General features: G+C 43.7%; 1 protein-coding gene. It reads left to right on the top strand.

Going from position 1 to position 1749, the window contains the following annotated elements; translation table 11 throughout:
* The first annotated feature begins 262 nt into the window (after positions 1 to 262).
* Entirely contained in the window at positions 263 to 1621 is a 1359-nt protein-coding gene (locus A8F94_RS07560) for an IS1182 family transposase (RefSeq protein WP_066197919.1), read from the top strand.
* Positions 1622 to 1749: the final 128 nt, after the last annotated feature.

Below are 1749 nucleotides of genomic sequence, written 5' to 3'. Positions count from 1 at the left end.
TCAGACTGTAGACAAACTCGAACTAAATCGGGTTTGACTACAGTCTTTTTTTGTATAGCTTGTTGATTTGCGTTCCAGGCGCTCCCTTTCCGCGGGCAGTCCGGGAGCCTCCTCGGCAAACTGCGCCTGCGGGGTCTCCCCTGGCCTGCTTTTCCCGCAGGAGTCTCGCGCCTTCCACTCCAATCAACCTACATAAATCCATTATTGGACTGAGTGAAAGAATATTTTAAAATGTATATATAAAATGCTTGAGGTGATAAATATGATTTCAAAACACAGTTCCATTCAGAGGAATCAAATAGAATTTGTAGCGTTGGATCAATTGGTTCCAGAGGACCATTTGGTCCGAAAGATTGAGGCCGCCATCGATTTCTCCTTTATTTATGATCTTGTGAAGGATGTGTATTCTGAAATAGGACGCCCTGGCATTGATCCTGTCATTTTAATAAAACTAGCTTTTATCCAATATACCTTTGGTATCCGTTCAATGCGCCAGACAATCAAGGAAGCTGAAACGAACCTGGCCTATCGGTGGTTCCTCGGTTTTGGTTTCCATGATAAAATTCCTCACTTCTCTACTTTTGGCAAGAACTATGAACGCCGTTTCAAGGATACGGACTTATTTGAACAGATTTTTTATCGGATTCTTCGGACCGCAGCTGAGAAGAATCTGGTGAGTGCTGAACATGTCTTTATTGATTCAACCCATGTCAAGGCAAGCGCAAATAAGCGTAAACTCGTTAAGAAAGTAGTACGTAAGGAAACACGCGCCTATCAAGAAAAGCTAGAGGAGGAAATAAATCAAGACCGTGAAGACCACGGGAAGAAGCCGTTTCCTCCTGACAAATTTGATAAAGAGGAATTGAAAGAGATTAAGGAAAGCACAACCGATCCAGAAAGTGGTTACTACGTAAAGGATGAGAGGACGAAACAGTTCGCCTATTCCTTTCATGCAGCCTCAGACCGTAATGGTTTTATTCTAGGTACTATCGTGACACCGGGAAACACTCATGACAGCCATATCCTTGAGCCGTTGGTAAAAGAGGTTATTTCAAAGGTTGGTAAACCAAAAGCCGTTGCCGCAGATGCAGCCTATAAAACACCTGCCATTGCCAAGTATTTGATTGATAACGAAATGATTCCAGCCATGCCCTATACACGACCAAGAACGAAAGAAGGATTTTTCAAGAAACACGACTATGTCTATGATGAACATTTTGACTGTTACCTTTGCCCGGCAGGGCAAGTTCTGAACTATTCCACCACGAACAAAGAAGGTTATCGGGAATACAAGTCCCAAAAGCATCTTTGTGCTGCATGCCCATTCCTATCGAAATGCACGGAAAGCAAGGATCACCAAAAAGTAGTGACGAGGCATATCTGGCAAGGGTATGTAGAAGAGATGGACCACCTTCGCCATCATAGTGATGTGAAACCGATATATGAGAAGCGCAAGGAGACAATAGAGCGCGTTTTTGCAGATGCAAAGGAAAAGCATGGTATGCGTTGGACAACTTTGAGGGGACTCAAAAAATTGTCGATGCAGGCGATGCTTACTTTCGCTGCAATGAATCTCAAGAAGTTGGCCAGTTGGACCTGGAAAAGTCCAAAATTGGCCTGAAAAACAGGTTAGGCCTGAAAAACAGGTTAGGACCCATCCAACCTGCCCTTTCTGGATGAAAAATTTGTACTTGAACACAAAAGGGGTTCGGAATGAGACCATTCCGAACCCCTTTTGTCGACAATCTG

Origin of the sequence: Bacillus sp. FJAT-27225, from assembly GCF_001685025.1 — a bacterium.
Lineage (GTDB): Bacteria > Bacillota > Bacilli > Bacillales > Cytobacillaceae > Bacillus_D.
Note: the sequence above shows the minus strand (reverse complement) of the source record. Positions and strands in the feature narration are given on the sequence as shown.